This is a genomic window from Paenibacillus nicotianae (assembly GCF_042681745.1).
In the GTDB taxonomy this organism is placed as follows: domain Bacteria; phylum Bacillota; class Bacilli; order Paenibacillales; family Paenibacillaceae; genus Saccharibacillus; species Saccharibacillus nicotianae.
This window is the reverse complement of sequence record NZ_JBHUGF010000011.1, coordinates 596,572-618,851: the sequence shown is the minus strand read 5'-3', so window position 1 is coordinate 618,851 and position 22,280 is coordinate 596,572. Positions and strand designations below refer to the sequence as shown.

Sequence of the window (22,280 nt, the reverse complement as noted above, 5' to 3'; positions counted from 1 at the left end):
ATCATGAAAGGTACAAGCGTTTATTTTTTAGGTTGAATCAGCGGGCTTTCCGGTCGCATTTTGATTGTGTCTGAACTGCCACCGATCACATTCACACGGGTCATTTCGCCCCACTGAGCTTTTTTACCACGAATCGCTTGCGCAAGTCCAATTACTCTCCAGAGGGTGAGCATAGGACGATACCAGAATGATTCGGATAACGCATGAAGCACCAACCGGAATACATCCGATATGCGGTTATAATGATGGAATCGCCATTCTTCAAATAATACAGCACCTGTCGATAACAGCGAACCATACAAAATCATCATAAGTGATAATGAAGCACTAATTTCCCAGCCTGCTCCTGCTTTGAGAACCAGACCTAATACAATCATGATTAAGCCAATTAATTCGACCACAGGCCCAAATAGCTCTACAAACATAAATAATGGCATAGCCGCGAATCCAATGCGTCCATAACGCGGATTGAACAGCATGTCTTTGTTACGCCATAGACTTTCGAATAATCCACGTTGCCAGCGAATCCGTTGACGCCGTAAGATTTTGCGACTTTCCGGGGCTTCTGTCCAGCAGACAGGTTCAGGAATATAGATAATACGACCTTTGCTTTTTTTCTTCCGTAGCAGACGATGTAGACGAACAATCAGTTCCATATCTTCACCGATTGTCTCTGTCTCATAACCGCCTACTTCGATAACCCAGCTTTTTTTGAATACACCAAATGCTCCCGATACAAGGATCAACATATTAAAGCTACTGAGACCGATCCGTCCCATTAAGAAACCACGTAAATACTCGATCACTTGCATCACCACATACGGATTACGAGATAACAGTACATTTTCACTGCTCAGATAACCTGTATCTACGATACTTCCGTTCGCAATCCCTACACTCCCACCAGTAGCTACAATTTCTTCGCCCGGCTTCGCTTCCATAATAGGCTTCATCACTTTGATAAAAGCATCGGTATCCAGTACAGTATCTCCATCAAGCGAAGCAAAGTATGGATAACGCGAAACGTTAATGCCTGCATTAAGCGCATCTGCTTTACCACCGTTTTCTTTATCTACCAGTACCAAATTGGGATGTTGTAAAGAACGATAAATATTGCGAATCGGTGCTGTAGACTTGCCCAAAGCTGAAAAAGGAACACGGTTGGAAATCGGCGACATATCAAATTCATCGATCATCCGTTGTGCGGTATCGTCTTTGGAACCATCGTTAATTACGATCACTTCAAATTGCTTATAGTTAATACTCAGCAGTGAACGGGCACTGGATACGATATTACCACCTTCATTATAAGCAGGAACAAGAATCGATAAAGGAGCTAATTCGTTTTCAAGTGCTTTGCTATATTGAAGCCCGCTCACATCTTTGTCTTTACGCAAATCTTTGGCAGCAGCAAAATACATCAATAAATACGCTCCGGTTGAAAAAGCGACGTATAATATCGTGATCACAGCAACGATATGGTAAACAACCAATCCCAGGTCAGCCCACATTCCGCTCATAATTTCTCCTTTCCAGGATCTCTTGCGCCATTTCTTTTGCAAATCGGTCAGGATGATCGGTAGCAATTTGTTCTAATATCGCTACACCTTGACGATAGCGAAGTAACGCTTGCGCAGATTGCAGACGAACTTCGTATGAATCGTCACTAACCAATTGTTCCAAATACGGCAAAAAGCGCTCATCACGCGTACTATTTATAACTTTGACTCTCATCAATCGTTCTTGCCATGATACAGGTTGTTCTTCAGTCATTGCTTGTTCCATACGATCAGCTGCTTCAGGGCTCATATACCCAAAATTAGCGAGTGCTTTCATCGCACGAATACGCATTTCTTTATCTTTAGAGTCCATACATTTCTCTAACAATTGCAATACTTCTTGCGTACGAATATTGTTGATGCGCAGACTATCTATAATGATATATCGTAATTTGGGAGTATATTGATCGAACTGCTGAAGCATTTGTTCCAACAATTCTCCTCGTATTAACAACACCAGTTGCAATAATTGAATTTCTGAATATTGTATGGTTGCTGATTCTAGCTCATCCATAATTTCAGATGCTTGAAACACAGCCAGAATTCTCAAAATCAAAAAGCGCTCATCGCCTGTACAATTTTTGCGCTGTAACGCCTGTAAAAGTTCTGCTTGAAGACTCATCATCTGAAATTGTTCAATATACAGTAATGCATTAATTCGAGTACTCCAACGAGAACTACGCAAATCGCTTGCATACGACTCTGCAAAATAATACTCACTTAATTCTCTGATCCGCTCGGTTTCATCTTTGGAGCGACTCAGTGATAAGCGGTGAATCAACATTTCTTCAATCGCTTGTTGCTCTATATCACTTTTAGCCAGCATTTTACGAGAGCGTTCGCCTGTCAAAATATACTGATTTAGCGCAGAATCTGCTTTGGCAAGTTGCTCTGTAACACGTTCTATCGCCTGTAATCGCCGATTCCGTTGGTATTTACGAAACATCAGATACAGGAGCAATACGATAATCAATGATACAACCCCAACCGTTGCCCACCAGATCGTAATTAATATATTTTCAATACTCATAAGGCTGCCCCTACTTTACCAAGCAAACGTCGTACTCGCGCTTCCAATTCCATCATACTGAATGGCTTTGTCATATAATCATCAGCTCCTGCGCGTATAGCTTCTGTAATACCTTGTTCATCATCGACTCCTGTTAACATCAGTACCGTATAATTGGAGTTTGCTTCGCCACGTAGACGGGAAAGGACTTCCATGCCGTTGATTCGTGGCATCATCCGATCCAGAATCAGTACATATTGCGCAGACTCATCATGCCAGGGATCATTTAAAAATTCTTTACCATCTGTATAGACTCGAATATCCAGTAAGTATTCTTGTTCGAGATCGAACATTTGTCGTTCCAAAATATTACGTATTAATGGATCGTCATCAATAATCGCTAATCGTAAAGGTTCATTAGCAGATACCTTAGGTGCTAGAGCTGGACTGCTAGTAGATTCTGATACAACAGGCTCTGGAATAGCAGGTTCAGCATTTATAGATGCATTCATTCTGGACGATGTCTGTAACGGTATTGAGGTTACCGATGTCCCTTGCTCCAAAGACGCATGTAAATGTAACAATTGTTGATTCACCTGATCAAATAATTGTGATCGATCAGTTGTAGCAAATACCGGTACTACTCCATAGCGAATACGCATCATCCCTGCTGGTATCAAAGACGCTACTTTGGGTGAATACAGAATACGATCAATAAAAGCACTACTTTGAGCAGATGAGCTACCTGGTTGTAGCAAATAAAATCGTCCTGCACGTTCATGTGCCCAGATATCTTCTACACGTAGAGACGATTTAATCGTATCTGAGACTTGTCGTAGCAACTGGTCACCTTTAGCAAAATTATACGTTTTGTTGTAATTTCGCAGACCTTGCAGATCGATAACGATTAATGATACTTCTGTCGCATGCACTCTGGATTGTTCTTGATATCGTTCTAATTCACGTTCTAGAAAAGGCATACTGTATGCCCCGGTGACACTGTCTAACAACAGTAATTCTGTCAGCTTGATTCTTTTACTGGTTAAACGGCGTATATGCAACGAAAATTCGTCCAGATCAAACGGTTTTACCATAAAATCTTCGGCTCCCATCGCATAACCATGCATCCGGGTTTCTTTGTTGCCTGAAGCGCTGATAATCATAACCGGAATAAAATGACGTTCACACAAGTCTTGAATCTGTGCTAACAACTCAAATCCGTTCATACCCGGTAATACCAAATCCAACACTACACAATCAGGACGTTTATCATAAAACAACGCCAATCCTTCTTCAGGCTCTGTCGTTGCTAACACAGTGAAATTCTGATTAACCAGTTCATCTTTTAGTAATGTAAGTAGTCCGATATCATCATCAATAATCAAGACAGTGCGGGCTTTAGCCGTATTGACAGGAGATGTTATAGTAAAGGGTATTTTATGGATTGGCGGAGTCTCGCTTACTTCAGGCTCCAGATTCGACTGCTGTATAAGTTCATATAAAGGTTCTAATATAATAACCATTTGTTCATGGTCAAATACACGTTGACCGTCTTCTTTGAATGTCATGAGTAAACGTAATGCTTCGGAGTACCATTCAGGTAATTCTATTGTGCCTGCTGTTCCTTTAATCGAATGTGCTAGCCGATATAATTCCTGCTCTGGAATCTGTGCATGAGGTTCTAGCATTTTTTGCAATTTTTCTTGTAATTGAAGTTTGAAAAGAATCTGGTACTTCAACATACGATTCACAAATAACCCCCCTTTGCCTAAATTACTCTACTTTCTATTATCGGATATATCGATTCAAACTTTAACCATAAAGACACACCAATAGAAAATACTGGTACTAAATATGTAAAGAATCTGACACAAGGTTGAAACAAAAAATAGAGGTTTTAGCTTACCTTTACGTTTCTTTAAGTTTCTTTTAAGGCAACCTGTTTAAGATAACGATAGAGCCAATTACGTTAAAGGTTTGAGCTCTACTTTTAATCAATAGTATGAAATGAGGTATCCATGATGAAAAGCACGAAAAAAAACCACCGTTCACGTAAAGCGATGATCAGTACGTTGCTTCTAGGACTTGCGATCAGCAGCATGTTGCTAGGGGAAGAAGCAAATGCTCAAACGCCATCGAGTGCGTCTGGTTCTTCGTTGACGAGTGAGCAACAGGACACGTTCCTAAGTACACTTGGCGCTTCGTCGGATGAGGATGTCTATGAAGATTTATATGAAGGCAGATCACTTGCAGAAACGGCACGTCGACATAACAAAAACCCGCAAGCCGTAATCGACTTGCAGGTAGCACAGATGACAGAGATGTTAAATGAACGACTCCATAAAGGATTATTGTCACCGGATACATACCGGGCACAAAAAGAAGAATTGACCGATCTCATTACAAAGAGTGTATATGGTCAGACCTCCTACAGCCAGTAAGTCATCAAGATATCATCCACATATTGCCCGTTAATATAAAATTCTTCAGGAAGTCTTCCGTTTTCTACAAAGCCTAGTTTTTTGTAGAATTGGAAGGCTTCTTTGTTTGTAGACAGCACACGAAGAGTTAATTTACGAACGTGTTGCGACCGAGCAAATTCACCTAATGATTCGATCAATTTGCGTCCTACCCCTTTACCTTGATAATCAGGGTGAATCGCAATATGAATATCGTATACATGTTGATTGGTAAAGACGTGAGTAGGATATTGAAATCCTACATATCCGCAGATCTGTTCTCCTGCTATAGCAACCAGTTGCGTACCCGGTGGATGATCTTGCAAATATTGCTGACGTGATCCGTATTGCAATACACATGGAGTATTATTATCATTCCATACTAAATGATCAATCTCCATTAAATATTGAGCATCATTCATAATCGATAATCGAGTCACTAACTGATCAACAGGCTGAACCGACATGTATACGCACCTTCTCTTATCTATTTGGTCTTTTGTACTCTGAGTATAGTATATCATTCATTTTATGCTCAAGTATTAGCTAGCAGATGAAGAAAGCGATACGGCTTTTCGTTGTACATAATGATGAATCATAAAGAAAGCTAATGAAAGTATGCCTGCTAGTACAGCGACCCATGCTACAGGATGAAGTCCGCCGGAATCGTAAAATACACCCATAATATAAGGCCCAATTACACGTCCGACTGCACCGATTCCACCTGCAACCCCTAGATAAAATGGAGCATACAGACCTGTTTTTTCCGAGACATACGAAGGAATGGCTGGAGATAATAGCATTTCGCCAAATGTAATCAGAATCATCGCTACAATCATCGCCGGATAATTATGAAATCCGAGAATAACGATATAACCAAACAAATAAAACAAAGCACTTGCTGTCATTTGAGCTTCTGCGGTACGAGCAGCAACCCGACGAATGAAATTGACGAATGGCTGTCCTGCAAAGATCAATATCCCATTTAATGTCCATAATAGACTGTAATAACTGATCAACATACCTGAACTAACGATAAAAGGAGATACCCCTGTATTCCAGATCGAATTGCCTAACCATAGAAATAAAGAACCGATCCCCATATATAAGTAGACTCTCACTTGTGCCAACAACCATAATGGACGCTTTTCTGTATTTACTTGTGGTCGTCCCGGGTTATGTACATCTTCTTGCTCGGTTGGAGGACGTTCGCCTTCACCGATTTTGGTCAAATAGATCAAAAAGAAACCAGCAAAAAGCGCGCAACTTACGCCATTAAGCACAAATGTTAAATGATACGAAATATCTGCTAACACGCCACATAAAGCCGTTCCTAGCGCAACTCCAATATTGTTCGCAACATAGACAATATTGAATAATTGTCCGCGCCGATCAGCAAAGCGAAAGCCAATAAATGCTTGAATAGCTGGCAAAGACATTGCATTAAATAATCCTACAAAGATCATCGTAATCATATACAGATGCCAGTTCTGACTGACAAAAGGCAATGCAAACAAACACAAAGCATTCAATGACAATGAACCTACGATTAACTTTTTGACACCTAAACGATGATATAATGTACCTCCAAGCAATTGTCCACCAATACCACCTAGCGATTGTAAAAGGACAACAAACCCTGCATCGGTCATCGTGCGACCGAGTTCCTGATAGACATAAAGTGTAGTCAGTGGCCACATTAATGATCCACCTGCAGCACTGATCAGGCTCGCTAGCAAAAAAACTTGTATTTCGCGTGGATATGATCTAAGCCAATTCATAAGATGAAATTTCCTTTCTTGTTGAGCATGCACAGAATAAGCACAATATTTTTAGTATGATATAGAGAATAGAAATTCAGCAAGTGTCCCATGCAACGCTGTACATCGATAATCCCTATCGTATTACTGATCTTAATAAGGAGATAGACCCTATATGACTTCTTTATTTAGTACTCACATCGAATCTTTATATGTAGAATATCGGTCTTTGTTAACATCTGTTGCTTATCGTATCACAGGTATGCGTACCGAAGCAGAAGATATTGTACAAGACCTTTTTATCCATCTTAGTACAACTCAATGGAATCAAGACCACGTCCATAATGTACGTGCCTACCTGATTCAATCGACTGTCAATCGCAGTCTAAATGTACTGGAATCAGCACGTATAAAACGTGTAGATTATCCGGGGGTATGGTTGCCTGAACCACAAGTTACCGAAAGTTATTCATCTTCTCTCTCCAAACATACAGCTTTGTTAACAGAAAGTGCCGATACTTCGACTATTCTCAAAGACGATATTAGTTATGCCGTCATGGTCATGCTCGATCAATTAACACCTATCGAACGGGCTATCTTTGTGTTGCGAGAATCGTTTGATTTTCCTTATCGGGATATCGCGTTATGGCTGGATCGCTCGGAAGCGTCATGTCGCAAAATACTCAGTCGTGCGCTCCCCAAACTACAAGCCGCTCAACATTCTCAATCTGTTTCTTTTGAACAAAAATCAGCATTTACTCAAGCTTTTTTACAAGCCGCTCAAACTGGTAATTTCTCTTCTTTATTAGAATTACTTCAACAAGATATGCGTCTTTACACAGATGGCGGTGGTAAAGTCAAATCCGCTTTACGTCCTATTTTCGATCGTCGACGTGTGATTTCATTTTTCAATGGTATTGCGGCTAAAGGTTCACTTACAGGAGAATGGTCGATCATATCGATCAATGGAGATATCGGTCTACAACTTCAACGTGAAGGGGTAACGGTAGCGATTTATTCATTCAGATATAATGCATATGGACAAGTCGATCATATCTTTATGATCTCTAATCCAGATAAAATTCGCTAAGCTTGTCACAAATCGTGTTCCTCATTGGTCTAGTCTATATAAGCCTACATAAAGCTTATAACTATTCAATATCTCAGGAGGATCACACATGCAAACACGTATGGATTATTACAAAGTACATCCGAAAGTCTATTCCCTTATGGGACAAATGGAGAAATTTATCAAAGAACAAAATCTTGACCCTGTTTTGTATGAATTAATTAAAATTCGCGCTTCACAAATAAATGGCTGTGCCTTCTGTCTGGATGCTCATACACGCGACTTACGAAAAATGGGTGAAACGGAAGAACGTATCGCTTTGACCAGTGTATGGCGAGAATGTACGTATTATACAGATGCTGAAAAAGCAGTACTTCATCTTACAGAAGTAGTGACTGAAATTACAGTGCAAGGCGTGCCTAAAGATGTATACAATGAAGTGTTACAATACTTTAGTGAGAAACAATATATGGATCTAATTGTAGCCATTAACACGATTAATAATTGGAATCGAATCGCAATTTCAACCGGTATGTTTCCTGGTTGTAAAGATTAAAAAAAATTTATAAATCACCTGTTTCAATATTTGTGTCCGTGTTTAACAATAAGTAACGGCAATTGGCGAGAATGATGTCCCCTTCGTTCTCACTTCTGCTATATCATGGACCACTCCCGGAATCCGCCATATTACGGTTTCGTTCCCCCGAACCGCACTATGGCGGATTTCATTTGTTTGAACGTATTCTACCCCTATAGCATACATATATATGACCAAAGTGCCCTTATAACAAGGGCACTTTTTTTGTTCTCTTTTCTCCTGTTTCTGCTGTTCTATAAAATTAGATAAGATACTTAGTTTAATTTCTGGAAAATGTGTTTATACATTATTCGTGAGTATGCAAGTGAAAAAAGGTAAGTCCATTATTCTACTACAGTGGGGCTGGTGATCGGGCAGGCAAGGTCAAGAACGTATAACGGAAAAACAGTCGTCATGACTGCATGTGTAGCATGATATGACTTCGCTTCAGCCTCACTTTTGAAATAAAAAAATAAATAAAGTGATCCAAAAACAATTATCTTTCGTTCATCTGTGTATGGACAGCAACATTGCTTCACCAAAAAATGTAAACACAAAGGGAGCTTACTTATGAAAATTCAAAAACTAATTGTACCTGCATTAAGTCTTTCTTTACTTCTTCCAACAACAGGAGCATTCGCAGCAACACCAACAACAGCGACTCCTACAGTTAGCACAAAAGCTGCTGACCTTCGTGCAGGACTAGACTACTTACTTTCCGAGCATTTCGCATTAGCTGTTGTAGCGATGACTAAAGCATACGAAGGTGCACCTGATGCTAAACAAGCGTACGATGCATTGGATCAAAATGCACTAGACATGCAACCTGCTATCGAAGCGATCTACGGTAAAGCAGGCGCGGCTGAATTTGAAAGAATCTTCCGTGCTCACAACAAATACACAGACAACTTGGTAAAAGCAACGAAAATGGATAATAAAGCTGCTATCAAAAAAGCAGAAGCTCAAGTACAAAGCTTTGTAGATGAGTTCTCCAAATTCCTTGCAACAGCTACAGGTGGCAAATTACCACAAAAAGCAGCAGCTCAAGCTCTTCGTCTACATGAAGATCAAGTACAAGATGTATTTGAAAAATATGTAGCTGGCGATTACACAGGTGCTTACACTGAATATCGTGAAGGTTTCGCAACTATGTTCACTGTTAGTAAAGCGCTATCAGGAGCAATCGTTGCTCAAAACCCTGCTAAATTCAACAACGGTTCTGTAGACACACCAGCGGCTGATCTACGCTCTGCACTAAACCAATTGGCAGCAGAACACTTTGCATTGTCTGTATTGCAAATGCAAAAACAATACAGTGGCGAAGATAAAGATTCCGCAGCATTGATCAAAGCTGAAGCTAGCAACACAGCAGCATTCAAAAAAGCGATCACTTCGATATATGGTGCAGAAGGTGGTAACCAGTTCGAAAAAATCTGGGTCACTAACCATATCAAAGCACAAAGCGATTATGTAACAGCATTGAAAAAAGGTGACAAAACATCTCTACAAGCTGTAAAAGATCGTATTACTGATTTCACAACAGAATTCTCTACATTCTTAGGAACAGCAACAGCAAACAACTTGCCGGCTGCGGCTGCTAAAAAAGCATTGGTCGCTCATGAAGATCAAGTTCAAATGGTTATCGACAACTATGCTGCTAAGAAATATGAAGCTGCATACAAAGCAGATCGTGAAGGATTTAAAACAATGTTCGGTATCGGCGAAGCTTTGGGTGGCGCAATTGTAAAACAATACCCTGATAAATTCAAAATGGCTGCTGCTAAACCTATGCCAGCTAAACCAGCAACACCTGCTAAAGATGCTTCTATGATGACAGTATGGATGAAATTAAACAGCAAACAACTTAAAGTTGGCGACAAAATGACAACTATGGATACTATGCCTATGGTGAAAAATGGTACAACATACATTCCATTGCGTTACCTTGCAGAAGGTATTGGCGCTAAAGTAGCTTGGGATAAATCTGCTGGTCAAGTAACTGTAATGGCTGGTAAAGATACTATGAAATTCTGGGTTGGTAAAAACACTGTTGATGTTAACGGTAAAACTCAAAAAATCGAAGCGGTATCTATGGTAGATAGCAATGGTAGAACAATGGTTCCTTTACGCTCCATCACTGAATTGCTAGGTTGGGATGTTAAATGGAATAAATCTACTGGTGAAATCACACTAACTAAATCTATGTAATCTAGTCTTTTCTATACGCTAGATCATATCTGTTCATAAATACAATCAACGCAAAGGGCACTTTAGAGTTCATTCTCTAAAGTGCCCTTTCTATATAATGATTGCTTGAGCTTACCTACAAATCATTAGTGTTTTTTGATTTTTTGCAACGCTAGAATACTATTAAGTAAATGAAGCTTACGGATCGGCTTGGTAATCACCGTCTCAAATCGTCCTCTAAAATCTTCATCTATTTTGTTCCCCAAAGGTACCATTAATAACATACGCTGTTTTTTCAAATTGTCTAATTCCAAATCCCACTTTTCGAAGTCAATCGTCTGATGATCAATCAAGCAGATATCGTATGAATGTGTCGATACATTATGGATAAAATTATTGTCCATCATTGAAGCAGTCGCTACTCGTGCTCCCCATCCTTGAAGGGTATTGGTCATTAGCTCCAAGCTTGTTAAATTGCTGTCGAGCACCATAATATTCATATCTACTAATATATCTTTTTCAAAAGGAATTGAAGGCAAGTCGGTATACTTATCAAATCGGATTTCAACACTAAATTCAGTTCCAACATTAAATTCACTATTAACGTAGATTTCACCACCCATCAATTCAACCAGACTTTTGGTAATCGCAAGTCCTAGACCGGTTCCACCATAATGATGAGATTCATTGCTGTGCCCTTGAGCATAACTATCGAAAATAACACCCAGTTGCTTCTCTGACATTCCTATACCTGTGTCTCTAACTGCAATTTTGACATGAATATCTTCTTCTTTAACAGTAGACAGTAAAAATAAGGAGATTAAAATCTCTCCCGAGTGTGTAAATTTGATTGCATTTTGCAAAATATTCATAAAAATCTGCCGAATCTTGAGCGCGTCGCCAATTACAAATAACGGAATATCGGATTCTATATCAAGTATAACTTGTACTTGTTTTTCAAAAGCTGTTGGAGATAGCACATATGCCAAATCTTCAACGGTATTAATAAGATCAAATGGATGTTGTTCCAAAACCATTTTTCCAGCTTCCATTTTACTAATATCCAGCAAATTATCGACCAGATTCATCAAAGCTTCACTACTGGATTGAATAATCTCAGTATATCGAACCTGTTCTTCATCCAGTGAAGTCTGCTGTAATAAATCTGCCATTGCAATAATACCGTTCATCGGTGTACGAATCTCATGACTTAGCGTAGCGATAAAGGCAGATTTATTCCCATCTGCTTTCTCAGCTTTTACTTTCGCTTCCAAACGTTCTTCTGCTAAAAGTTGTAATCGTTCGATCTCTGCTTGCAATTTCTTTTCGTTCTCTGTAAGAGCATGTAAATTCTTATCAGTCATAGTCAGACACCTCTATTTCCGTACCTATATATTTTGTCGTTCATTCTGCGTCTATCCTCTACCTTATCATAAAGCAAACTGCTAGAAATAGCTTACTATATTTGAAAATAATGAACTTTCTCTAGCAAATAACAATACGTTATAATACATTTCACAACGCTAGAATGAAGATAATATCATTTATTTCAAAGTAGCTCAGCACAAAAACAGCTAGATCTATTCATAGCTTTGAATAGGTCTAGCTGTTCGTTAATTTTCTTCTATTTCTATCGCCAATACTCCATTTAACAAATGAAGCTTCCGTATAGGCTTCGTAATAACCGCTTTAAACATATCTGTAGATTCTTCTTCAACTTTATCGCCCAAAGGAGCCAGAACAGCCAGTGATTGCTTTTTCAAATTTTCTTTTTCCCGTTTCCACAGATCTTCATCTATAGTACGCAGATCAATAAGAATTAGATCGTAGGGGTACCCTTGAATATCTGTAAAAAATTCATCATTCATTTCTAAACGGTACGTTACATTAGCCCCCCACTCTGTCAGAAGATTACTGATTAATTCGCTACTGGTCTTATTCTGATCCAGTACCATCACATTCATTAGTGATAATATATCTTTTTTGAAAGGAATTGCAGGCACTTCTGTATACTTCTCAAAATCTAGCATTATATTTATCTCGGTTCCTACATCCACTTCACTTTTCACTTCGATCTTTCCATTCATCAATTCAATCAATTGCTTAATAATTGCTAGCCCTAACCCTGTTCCGCCATACATCTGATCACTCGACTCATGAACTTGACTATAATTACGAAATAATCGAGATACTTGTTTTTCAGACATCCCGATACCTGTATCACGAACTACGATTTTGACTGAAGTCAACTCTTCGGTTGATTCAAGCATTACCATTGAAATCTGTATTTCACCTTGATGGGTGAATTTGATCGCATTTTGAGCCAGATTCATTATGATCTGTCTGACTTTGAGTACGTCTCCCATCACAAATAAAGGAATCTCAGATTCCACGTCCAGAATGACTTCCACTTGCTTTTGAAAAGCTGAAGGAGCAAGAGAATACAACAAATCTTCTATCGTATTGATCACATCAAAAGGTTCTTTGGTTAATTTCATCTCGCCTGCTTCCATCTTACTCAAATCCAATATATCATTCACTAGCGACATCAGTGTGGAGTTACTGGTATCCATCAATTCTAGATAATATCGCTGTTCTTCATCAATAGACGTCTGTTCTAGCAGTTCAGTAAGTGATAAGATCGCATTCATCGATGTACGAATCTCATGACTAATCATAGCCAAAAATGTAGCGTTATGCTGTAACGTTTGCTCCGCCATTTTACAATATTCCATATGTTCATTCACCAAAGATTTTAAATGAGTATTTTCAGCTTCTAGCTCTTGTTGTTTCGCACTCCACTCGCTATTTTGCTTCATTTATACACTCCTGATGAATCAGTATAAGATCATCGTTCTTTCTCTATTACCCAATACCAATATCAATATACTACATATTTATAATTATATAATATATTACCATTTATAAATATCTATTATAGACGCTTTTGTAAGTATATTTTCGATTGTCCTTCGATCGGAATATCTTTAATTTCTCCAAAGATTACATATCCATATTTGATATAAAAATGTGGGGCTTGCCAGCTCATTGTCGTCAATTCACTTATTCTAGCACCCTGTTGCCTTGCTTGATCTTCAATCGCTTGTAACAGCTTCGCTCCAACGCCCTGCCCTCTGTATACAGGATCAACCGCCAGATAACGAATATAAAGTAGCCCCCATGCCATCGATCCTGTCACTCCACCGATGTACTGCTCACCTTCATAAGCAGCCAGTGAGAAAGGAATACTTTCATAAGCAGGAATTTGAAGATTGTTATTCATATTATGCTGATCTAGAAATGTTCCGATCTGTAGTAGATTTTCGTCTAAGGATAGTTCTTGAATAGGCAAAAGAAGTCACCTGCTCTTTCGGAGATAGTGGTGGAACAATTTTTTGATTATAGTTCGTTATCAGAAGATTATATGCTAAAACAATAAAGTATTAATACAGTACTTTGTTTATGTCTATTTATTCTTTCTATAATCTATTACTCTATAACATCAAAAAGACCTTCATCCACTTGAAGGTCTTTTTAATCATACTTGATTTGAATTAATGTGCTTGATCGCTATGTTGCAACGGTAATGTCGCTGTAGCCGATACTGCTGGCATCGTTGAAATGGTAGGTTCATTATGTTGAGTATGCCCTGAACCGTCTGGAGCAAGTTGGCTTTCTTTTTTGATATAAGCGGTGAAATAAATTCCTGCTACAAATACCGCTCCACCGGTTAGATTACCAAGCCATACCGGAATAAAGTTCATCAGATACATATCCCAGGAATAATACCCTGCAAAGATCGCTGCTGGAATCAAAAACATATTAGCGACAACGTGCTGAAATCCGATAGCGACAAATGCCATCGTTGGGAACCAGATACCGAGTATTTTACCGCTAATACTATCCGCACTATAAGATAACCAGACAGCTAGAGCTACCAACCAGTTACAACCGATCCCGGATAAAAACATCTGTGCAAAGCTTCCTTCTAATTTGTGCCCTGCCATTTCTACTGTTTTGGTCAAGTAAGGGCCGGTCTCGGTTAATCCCACCACATGCCCGAAGAAGTAAGCGACAAACAAAGCACCTAATAGATTAGCGACAGTAATAGCTAGTAAATTACGTGCCACTTCCAGCGTACTGATTCGCTTCGCCATCCGTGCTAATGGAACAGCCATCATATTACCGGTTAATAGTTCTCCACCTGCAACCAGTACCAGAATCAAGCCTACAGGGAACAACGCCGCTCCGATAAAGTTAGCAAAACTTCCCCATGATTCCGGTGTATTGGCGATCACTCGAATATCTAATAAAAATCCTAATGCAATAAAAGCTCCACCTAGAAAACCAAGCACAAGCATCTGTATCCAGGTCGACTTGGCTTTGATGATTCCTGTCTCAATCGTATTCATTGCAATTTGTTGTGGTTTGTAATAAGCCATGTGTTGCATCCCCCTTATAAGCATCTATATCCGCATAATTAAATTACCTTTTCATATTTCAATTTTAATACAACTACTTTGTGAAAAAAGTAACAAATGTCACTATGAAAAAGAATTTGTGAAATTAAGCACAAAAGCCTGTACAGTGGGGGACTGTACAGGCTTTGTTAGGGGTAGACTTTTGATAACGATAATTGGGAGCTTGAAATGATATAAAATGATTGAGTGTTAGTTCAATTAAGCGTGAACTTCTTGTTGTGTCTGAATCGGTGCTAATGCTTGCAAACCTACAGTATTCAAGTAGTTCCAAGGTTTGTTGTAATGTGGTTGGAAGAAGAAGTCGATAAAGGCCAGTTGATCGACTGTCATTTGATTTTGGATACAGACAGAGATCGTATTAATCGATTGAGTTAAATCGACTTTGGACATCAATTGTGCGCCTAAGATGCGACGTGTTTCTTTTTCATATACCACTTTCAATGTAACAGTCTCATGTGTCGGCATAAATTCTGGACGGTAATGATCGTGCATCGTGCTTGTTTCTACATTCAAGCCTGCTTCACGAGCGGCTGTCTCGGTCATCCCTGTACCTGCAATATTATCTTCATAAATTTTGATACCGGATGTGCCTTGAGTACCCATATATTCATTCGTAGGTTGAACAAGGTTACGTGCAACCAGTGTACCCATACGTACTGCATTCGTAGCTAACGGAATATAGGCATGTTTGCCTGTTGGGTTGTAGAAGATCGCACAGCTATCTCCAGCAGCGAACACATCTTTTTTGCTTGTTTGCATATATTTATCGACCAGGATCGCACCGTTAACTAGCATATCGACTTGCCCTTTAAGCAATTCAGTATTCGGACGGAAACCGATACACAAGATAACCATATCTGCTTCATGTGTTGCTTTGTCCGTAACGACATTGGTAACTTTACCATGTTCACCTGTGAATTTTACCACTTTCTCAGATAGCGCAAGTTCGATGCCATGCTCTTGTAGAGAAGCTTCTGTACGGTCTGTAAATTCAGGGTCAAGATATTTGCTCAAAATACGTTCTTCTGCATCGATCAAAGTCACTTGTTTGCCATTCATTTGGAACGCTTCAACCAGTTCCACACCGATATAACCTGCACCTACAACAACGATATTTTTAGCATGCTGTGCTTTTTCAATAATGGTATTGGAGTGATTGTAGTTTTTGCAAAGTAAAATGTTATCCAGTTCGATACCTTCAAATTTAGGAACGATGGGCCAAGAACCAGTAGTCATAATTAATTTGTCGTACGTATCTGTTAGTTCAATACCTGTAGTCAGGTCACGAGCTTGTAATGTTTTGTTATCGGTATCTATCGCTGTGACTTCATGCAACATTTTAGTCGTTACACCTAGATCAGCTAATTGATCTGGAGAAGAGTAAAACAGTCCGTCTGGATCATTCACTACTCCACCTACATATAACGCAATCCCACAAGATAAGAATGAGATATTATCGTTACGTTCATACACAGTGATCTCAGCATCCGGGTATAATTTAGCGGTATTAACAACAGCGGCAGTTCCTGCGTGAGTACATCCTATAACAGCTACTTTCATGGTTTCTTCCTCCTGATAAATCTATATTTTTATAATTTTTATCCAATGTTGTACAGTCTGAGCTGAATATCCGACAAGTAACATTCAGGTGAATTAAATGGTTAGGAGTAAGAGAAGTGTGTGGTTTCTCTATCTGCCCATCTTCTGGTTGACTGTTCTATTTTTTAATATGGTGTTTTTTGTTTTTTTTATGTTGTGAATTAATTCACCTTGTATTGCTATTATATTGTGATTTTTATCACATTACAAGGGGTTTACGATAAGTTCGCAATTTGTTCATATTTTCACAAAGTTATATAAGAATATGTTTCTTATATGGTATGTTTGATCATCGCGTTTATTTGCTCTACATTGTTTATGTTATAGTGAGAACAAATTATATAAAGGTGGTTGGTAAAATGAGTACACAATCAAGCAATATCTTGCGTGGTTTGAAAGCTTTATCTGGCCCTTTCCCTACCTGGGATACTCAATCATTACCGGAGAATCCGACTGAACTCTTTTTAGATTGGATGAAATTAGCGATCGAAATGAAAGTTAAAGAACCTCATGCAATGACGATTTCTACTGTAGATTCTGATGGTTTTCCAGATGCACGAGTACTGATTATCAAAGAAGCCAAAGACGATTCTTTTTATTTTGCAACCGGATTAGAAAGTCAAAAAGGTCAACATATCCAGCACAATCCAAAGGTAGCATTAACATTCTATTGGCCAGAGTTAGGTAGACAGATTCGTATTCGGGGTGTAGCCGAAGATATGGGACTAGAAGCAGGAGCGATCGATTTAAGAAGACGTTCCCCGATTGCACGCGCTGTAGCTATGACCGAACATCAAAGCCAACCTTTAGCAAGTGAAGAAGAATTGGAACGTTCGATCGCTATTCAAGAGCAAAAGATCGACCAAGATCCTGATATCGTTACACCCAATTGGCGACTATTTGCTGTTCATGCGCAACAGATCGAATTCTGGCAAGCTGATACTGATCGCAAACATACACGTTATCAGTATCTGCTCCATGATGGACAATGGACACATCAGCAGTTGTGGCCTTAAAGAGATCATAATTTTTTTCAGTAAAATTCTCTTTATCTCAGCTTCTATTGTAAAAGCAAAATCATTTATATCCGATTTTGCTTTTTTTATTTGGAATCAAAATATCGGTAGTTCTCTCCTTTTAAAAGAAGAAAACTACCGATTAGATGTATCTATTATTATTTAATGTATATTAGTTGTGTGCCATACGCATTGAATGTTGATGACGCACTTGATTGACCTGTTGTTCTTGTTGCACTGCTTCAGCAATATGACCTTCCAGTGCATAAGGCAGACACAAAGGCACGCCACTGCGAGGATCTGTTACGATATCTGCTTCGATACCAAATACGTTGCGAAGCACATCGCAAGAAACGACTTCTACTGGTGTTCCTTCTGCTACAGCTTTACCATTTTTGATCGCAATCATATGATGAGCATAACGGGAAGCATGATTCAGATCATGTACAACCATCACAATCGTGCGTTGAGAGTCAGCATTCAGCTTTTCTAACAATTGCAGTACTTCCAACTGATGCGCCATATCTAAAAAGGTCGTCGGCTCATCCAAAAATAAAATATCGGTATCTTGCGCAAGTGCCATCGCGATCCATGCACGTTGACGCTGACCACCGGATAACTGATCGATTGGACGATCATAGAAGTCTACCATACCTGTCGCTTCGATAGCCCATTCAACCATCGCTTTATCTTCTGCTTTCATCGAACCGAATCCTTTTTGATACGGGAAACGTCCATATGATACCAATTCAGTGACCGTCAATCCTTCAGGTGCTGTCGGATTCTGAGGCAAAATGGCTAATTGTTTGGCAATTTCACGAGTAGATTGTTTGTGGATCGATTTGCCGTCCAGTAATACTGCTCCCGATTTGGGTTGCATAATACGTGCCATCGTTTTCAGAATCGTTGATTTGCCTGAACCGTTGGCTCCGACTAATGCTGTAATCTGTCCTTGAGGAATCTGTACACTCAAGTCTTCTACAATCAACCGATCTTCATATGCAATATCAAGCTTAGACGTCATTAAACGAACCATTGTTATCCACCCTTTTCAGTGAACCCGATGCACAATACACCTGACTCCACTCTGTATTTTCAATCTTAGACTACACGATCAAGATTAATCATTAGCAACAGCGACACAACTTGTTAATTTTATATTTTGCTTGGAAGTATTACGCGATATCACTTACTGTTAGGCTTTGGAACGTGCCAATAAGTATAAGAAGTAGGGTGCGCCGATAATAGCGACCATTACCCCTGCGGGAATTTCAGAATTCTGTAACAACGACCGACCAACCATATCCGCTGTTAGCAACAGTACCGCGCCGATCAGTGCGGATACCGGAATCACATGTTCATAACGAGGGCCAACCAGACGACGAGCAATATGCGGGCCGAGTAGACCGATAAATCCAATTCCGCCACTCACTGCTACACAAGCCGCGCTAATCGCTACCGCAACGACCAACAATATCATGCGCTGTATATTGAGATGTGAACCAAGCCCTGTCGCTGTGTCATCTCCTAAAGAAAACACATCCAATTGTCTTGCTTTCCACAAAGCTATAGGTATCAGTACGATTAACCATGGTAATAAAGTAATTACAAATTTCCAGCTACTTCCCCAGATACTTCCGGCTTGCCAGGTTGCAATAAAGTTAAATTCATTCGGGTCTAATCGAATCGTAAGTACAATCATTAATGCGTTAATGCCGGCGGCAAGTGCTATACCTGATAAGACCAGACGTGCAGACGATATCCCTTTATGACGTTTGTATGCCATCAGATAAATAATAATCGCTGCTGCAAATGCTCCGATTAATGCTAGAAAAGGCAATAACATCGGCGAAGTAGATTCGCGTTGCGGATTAGTCACTACATATAATACGACTGCTAATCCTGCTCCCGAGTTAATACCAAGAATCCCCGGATCTGCTAATCCATTGCGAGATACTCCTTGCAGAATTGCTCCTGCTATCGCCAAGCCAATTCCAACCAATAGAGCAATCACAATCCGTGGTAAGCGAAATTCAAATAAAATCAAATGTTGCTTGGGTGTTCCGCCTCCAAATAACGTACGTAATACATCGAGTGGAGACATTTTACTAAATCCTGTATTCATACTTAGCAACAACACGCCAAAAGCGATTAGTGCTAATACAATTAATGTAATAGTCGTACGTATCGTGCGTTTGCGGTGAAACATCGCTTGATTCACAGATTATCCCTCACTTTCTTCCGAATAATATAGAAGAAGTAAGGTACGCCAATCACAGCGATCAACGCACTAACCGGCGTTTCATGAGGAGGATTACTCAGTCGTCCGATCGTATCTGCAAATACCATCAACAATGCACCTAGAATCGCAGACGTAGGAATCACCCATTTGTAATCGACACCCACCATCGCACGCGCGGCATGAGGAATCATCAAACCTAGAAAGCCGACAGCTCCTACTGTCGATACAGAAGCTCCTGCTAACACCATTACAGACAGTACAGCGCCCAAACGCACTAATGCGGTACGTTGTCCCAATCCAGAAGCAACATCATCCCCTAAATTGAGAATCGTTATCGAACGAGAAAGAAATAAAGAACCAATCAGTGCTAAAAGTATCCACGGCCATAAGATATTCACCTGCGACCATGTAACCCCTGCTACACCACCGGCATACCAGAACGCTATATCTTGTGAAATCCGAAAATATAAAGCAATTCCTTCCGATAATGCGACTAATAAAGCAGCTACTGCTGATCCTGCTAATGCTAGACGTACGGGACTGAGCCCACCTTTGGCAAGTGATCCGATCCCGTAGACCAGTCCTACACCAAGAGCAGCGCCAGCAAAAGAAAACAGAATTAACTGATTAAATGACAGCCCCGGAAAAAAAGCAAAACAAAGAGCTAATACAAATCCTGCTCCTGCATTGACCCCTAGTAATCCCGGGTCTGCAATCGGATTACGTGTCATTCCTTGCATTAGTGCGCCAGATACAGCAAAAGCCGCTCCAACCAGAGCACCTGCAATCGTGCGTGGTAAGCGAAGTTCCCATATGATCTGATGATCACTATTTGAAGGATTAAAAGCAACTAATGCTTGCCAGACTTCTTCAAGCGGAATATCTTTACTGCCTTTGGCGATAGAAAATGCACAACCTAATATCAACAGGACAAGCCCACCGATGATGATCGAAATTGCTGTGTAAGGACGCGACCATATCTGCTCTTTAGGTGAGGTCTGTCTGCCTTTCACAACATTGCTGCGATTCATAAGCAAGCCTCTTTCTACATCAAAATCTATTGTTTCATTTATAGTCGTTGTTATAAAAGTAATAATTGCATATGTTTAAAGATACTGATAATCATTATCATTTGTCAACACTTATCACAAAAAAACGCCTAAATTTCTCTGTTTTTAGAGGATTTAGACGTTTTGAACGATAGACTATTATTCTTTTTCTACTGAATTAGATAAGCAAATTCTAAATATACTTTATTTCATCTCAACTTATCCGTTTAAAACAAGCTCCAATCGAACTCTTTAGATAAACGTTCCAATAAATGCACACCTGCGATACTATTGCCTCTTTTGTTCAGCGAAGGCCCTACTAATCCGATTCCATACTGTCCGGGAACCATCGTTAAGATTCCGCCGGATACTCCACTTTTGGCAGGCAGACCTACATCGATTGCAAATTCGCCAGAAGCGTTATACATTCCGCAAGTAATCATAAATGTTTTAGCGATCTGTACATAACGGCGGGGAATCAATTCTTCACCAGAACAAGGATCTACCCCGTCAAAAGCAAGTACTAATGCCATCCGTGCCAGATCGGCACAATTGACTTCGATCGAACAATGACGGAAATACACTTCTAGTACATCATCTACCGGATCTTTGATAATCCCATTTTGCTTGAGGAAATAAGCCAGTGAACGATTCAAATGACCGGATTCCGTCTCTGATTCATAGACTGCCAGATTGTAATCGATTTTGTCATTCGCTGCGAGCTTGCGGAAAAATTGCAGCACACGCTCTGACTTTTCTTGCGGATTCTCACCGGAGATTAATGAAGATACAGTGATTGCTCCTGCATTAATCAACGGATTAAACGGAATCCCTGGCTCTACCAGTTCTAATTTGATCATTGAATCAAAATCATCACCCGTAGGTTCTTTTCCTACATTAAAGAATACAGCTTCTTCTCCATGATCCATTAGTGCCAGTATTAAAGTAAACACTTTAGATATACTTTGCATGGTAAAAGGAATTCCGCAATCGCCTGCTGAGATCACTTTCCCTTGCGAATCTGCGATAAAAATCCCTAATGCATCTTGTGAAGATTTGGCAAGCTCTGGAATATAAGAAGCTACCTTTCCCTGACTGGTATGCAGACGACTTGTTTCTAACCAATCGGGCAATAATGTTTTTAATCGTTCCATTTGTTCTTGACTCATCGACAATCCTCCTTCAAATCTATACTTATTTTCTATATTCAATGAGTGTGTATTTTCATCTCATGATTTCGAATTTATTTTCTACACCATCTTATACTAATCTT

At 39.6% G+C, this 22,280-nt stretch carries 19 protein-coding genes; 5 read left to right on the top strand and 14 right to left on the bottom strand.

From position 1 onward, the window contains the following. Positions 1–20: 20 nt before the first annotated feature. Genes ACFSGI_RS21500 through ACFSGI_RS21490 form a run of 3 tightly spaced genes read right to left on the bottom strand, consistent with a single transcriptional unit; the run spans position 21 to position 4,310 of the window. Complete coding sequence (locus ACFSGI_RS21500) at positions 21–1,520, bottom strand: glycosyltransferase family 2 protein (RefSeq protein ID WP_204826241.1); 1,500 nt, start codon at positions 1,518–1,520, stop codon at positions 21–23. Next, complete coding sequence (locus ACFSGI_RS21495; protein WP_204826240.1) at positions 1,501–2,589, bottom strand: HEAT repeat domain-containing protein; 1,089 nt, start codon at positions 2,587–2,589, stop codon at positions 1,501–1,503. The genes ACFSGI_RS21500 and ACFSGI_RS21495 overlap by 20 nt, the downstream gene beginning before the upstream one ends. After that, complete coding sequence (locus ACFSGI_RS21490) at positions 2,586–4,310, bottom strand: response regulator transcription factor (protein WP_379284442.1); 1,725 nt, start codon at positions 4,308–4,310, stop codon at positions 2,586–2,588. Before ACFSGI_RS21490 ends, ACFSGI_RS21495 begins: the two co-directional genes overlap by 4 nt. A gap of 279 nt (positions 4,311–4,589) precedes the next feature. Here ACFSGI_RS21490 and ACFSGI_RS21485 point away from each other — a divergent pair, with 279 nt between their 5' ends. Continuing rightward, on the top strand, positions 4,590–5,009 hold the full coding sequence (locus tag ACFSGI_RS21485) for a hypothetical protein (RefSeq protein WP_204826238.1): 420 nt from the start codon (positions 4,590–4,592) through the stop codon (positions 5,007–5,009). On the opposite strand, the gene ACFSGI_RS21480 is transcribed toward ACFSGI_RS21485, so the two are convergent. Both ACFSGI_RS21480 and ACFSGI_RS21475 read right to left on the bottom strand, forming a co-directional pair. Next, positions 4,997–5,494, bottom strand: a complete 498-nt coding sequence (locus ACFSGI_RS21480; protein ID WP_204826237.1) for a GNAT family N-acetyltransferase — start codon at positions 5,492–5,494, stop codon at positions 4,997–4,999. The genes ACFSGI_RS21485 and ACFSGI_RS21480 overlap by 13 nt on opposite strands. Before the next feature lie 75 nt (positions 5,495–5,569). Continuing rightward, positions 5,570–6,808 carry an MFS transporter gene (locus ACFSGI_RS21475; RefSeq protein ID WP_204826236.1) on the bottom strand — a complete coding sequence of 413 codons (1,239 nt, stop codon included), beginning with the start codon at positions 6,806–6,808 and terminating at the stop codon, positions 5,570–5,572. Between the two features lie 154 nt (positions 6,809–6,962). On the opposite strand from ACFSGI_RS21475, the gene ACFSGI_RS21470 reads away from it, so the two are divergent. The 3 genes from ACFSGI_RS21470 to ACFSGI_RS21460 all read left to right on the top strand — a co-directional run bounded on the left by ACFSGI_RS21470 (position 6,963) and on the right by ACFSGI_RS21460 (position 10,641). Continuing rightward, entirely contained in the window at positions 6,963–7,877 is a 915-nt protein-coding gene (locus tag ACFSGI_RS21470) for a sigma-70 family RNA polymerase sigma factor (protein WP_204826235.1), read from the top strand. A gap of 88 nt (positions 7,878–7,965) precedes the next feature. After that, complete coding sequence (locus ACFSGI_RS21465) at positions 7,966–8,412, top strand: carboxymuconolactone decarboxylase family protein (protein ID WP_204826234.1); 447 nt, start codon at positions 7,966–7,968, stop codon at positions 8,410–8,412. Positions 8,413–9,003: 591 nt separating this feature from the next. Next, positions 9,004–10,641 (top strand): copper amine oxidase N-terminal domain-containing protein, encoded by a 1,638-nt coding sequence (locus ACFSGI_RS21460; RefSeq protein WP_204826233.1) that lies wholly within the window; start codon positions 9,004–9,006, stop codon positions 10,639–10,641. 125 nt (positions 10,642–10,766) lie between these two features. Here ACFSGI_RS21460 and ACFSGI_RS21455 read toward each other — a convergent pair whose 3' ends face one another. The 5 genes from ACFSGI_RS21455 to ACFSGI_RS21435 all read right to left on the bottom strand — a co-directional run bounded on the left by ACFSGI_RS21455 (position 10,767) and on the right by ACFSGI_RS21435 (position 16,661). Continuing rightward, complete coding sequence (locus tag ACFSGI_RS21455; RefSeq protein WP_204826232.1) at positions 10,767–11,984, bottom strand: sensor histidine kinase; 1,218 nt, start codon at positions 11,982–11,984, stop codon at positions 10,767–10,769. Positions 11,985–12,233: 249 nt separating this feature from the next. Further along, positions 12,234–13,439 (bottom strand): sensor histidine kinase, encoded by a 1,206-nt coding sequence (locus ACFSGI_RS21450; RefSeq protein ID WP_204826231.1) that lies wholly within the window; start codon positions 13,437–13,439, stop codon positions 12,234–12,236. Positions 13,440–13,555: 116 nt separating this feature from the next. Continuing rightward, positions 13,556–13,972 (bottom strand): GNAT family N-acetyltransferase, encoded by a 417-nt coding sequence (locus ACFSGI_RS21445; RefSeq protein WP_204826230.1) that lies wholly within the window; start codon positions 13,970–13,972, stop codon positions 13,556–13,558. 202 nt (positions 13,973–14,174) lie between these two features. Further along, positions 14,175–15,062 (bottom strand): formate/nitrite transporter family protein, encoded by an 888-nt coding sequence (locus ACFSGI_RS21440; protein WP_204826229.1) that lies wholly within the window; start codon positions 15,060–15,062, stop codon positions 14,175–14,177. Positions 15,063–15,299: 237 nt separating this feature from the next. Next, positions 15,300–16,661, bottom strand: coding sequence for an FAD-dependent oxidoreductase (locus tag ACFSGI_RS21435; protein ID WP_204826228.1), 1,362 nt, complete (start codon positions 16,659–16,661; stop codon positions 15,300–15,302). A gap of 398 nt (positions 16,662–17,059) precedes the next feature. Here ACFSGI_RS21435 and ACFSGI_RS21430 point away from each other — a divergent pair, with 398 nt between their 5' ends. Next, entirely contained in the window at positions 17,060–17,716 is a 657-nt protein-coding gene (locus tag ACFSGI_RS21430; protein ID WP_204826227.1) for a pyridoxine/pyridoxamine 5'-phosphate oxidase, read from the top strand. 172 nt (positions 17,717–17,888) lie between these two features. Here the strand turns inward: ACFSGI_RS21430 and ACFSGI_RS21425 are convergent, their stop codons facing one another. From ACFSGI_RS21425 to glsA, 4 genes are all read right to left on the bottom strand, one after another. Continuing rightward, complete coding sequence (locus ACFSGI_RS21425) at positions 17,889–18,752, bottom strand: ABC transporter ATP-binding protein (RefSeq protein ID WP_204826226.1); 864 nt, start codon at positions 18,750–18,752, stop codon at positions 17,889–17,891. 159 nt (positions 18,753–18,911) lie between these two features. Further along, positions 18,912–19,925: a FecCD family ABC transporter permease gene (locus ACFSGI_RS21420; protein ID WP_204826333.1), complete on the bottom strand. Its 1,014-nt coding sequence runs from the start codon at positions 19,923–19,925 to the stop codon at positions 18,912–18,914. An 8-nt stretch (positions 19,926–19,933) separates the two neighbouring features. Next, the gene (locus tag ACFSGI_RS21415) at positions 19,934–20,989 is read right to left on the bottom strand and encodes a FecCD family ABC transporter permease (protein WP_204826225.1); all 1,056 of its coding nucleotides are present in this window, start codon (positions 20,987–20,989) and stop codon (positions 19,934–19,936) included. A 245-nt stretch (positions 20,990–21,234) separates the two neighbouring features. Continuing rightward, on the bottom strand, positions 21,235–22,176 hold the full coding sequence (gene glsA / locus ACFSGI_RS21410) for a glutaminase A (RefSeq protein WP_204826224.1): 942 nt from the start codon (positions 22,174–22,176) through the stop codon (positions 21,235–21,237). Positions 22,177–22,280: the final 104 nt, after the last annotated feature.